We start from the raw sequence: 722 nt of genomic DNA on the forward strand, positions 1-722 counted from the left end.
CCCCCGCATGATTTTTCCGGGACGGTTGATCTGACCGTGCGGGCGATGTCGCGGGAGACGTCGAACGGATCGGAGGCGGAAACCCGCACCTCGTTCCAGGTTCACGTGAAGGCGGTGGCCGATGCGCCCACGCTGGTCGCAAACGATGCGAGCGGCCGCGAGGATCAGCCCATCGCGCTCGATGTGGCCGCGGCCCTGACCGACACGGACGGCTCCGAGGTCCTTTCGATCGTGTTGCTGGGCGTGCCCGACGGCAGCCGCTTGTCGGCCGGCACGAAGAACCCTGACGGCACATGGACCCTCACGCCGGCCCAGCTCTCCGGCCTGACGCTCACCCCGCCGGAGAACTGGAGCGGCGAGGCGACCGTGACCGTGCAGGCGCATGCCCGGGAAAGCTCGAACGGCTCGAGCGCCACCACGGTCTCGTCGTTCCACCTCCAGGTGGAGGCGGTGGCCGATGCACCGGTGGTGCATGCAGCCCGCGCGGCCGGCGACGAGGATAGGGCGATCGCGCTCACTCTGTCGGCTGCCCTGGCCGACACCGACGGCTCCGAGGCGCTGACGGTCAGCATCCTCGGGGTGCCCGATGGCGCGAGCCTGTCGCACGGCACGCGCCAGCCGGACGGGAGCTGGAGCCTCAGCCCGTCCGACCTCGCACACCTGACCATCACACCTCCCCATGACTTCTCGGGGACCATCAATCTCACTCTTCGTGCGACGTC

Annotated in this window: 1 protein-coding gene; it reads left to right on the forward strand. The window is 69.4% G+C overall.

Translation table 11 applies throughout. From position 1 onward, the window contains the following. The coding region (locus E4K09_RS29335) for an Ig-like domain-containing protein (RefSeq protein WP_166802444.1) at positions 1-722 on the forward strand (722 nt) is incomplete at both ends.

Origin of the sequence: Microvirga pakistanensis, assembly GCF_004458765.1 — a bacterium.
Lineage (GTDB): Bacteria > Pseudomonadota > Alphaproteobacteria > Rhizobiales > Beijerinckiaceae > Microvirga > Microvirga pakistanensis.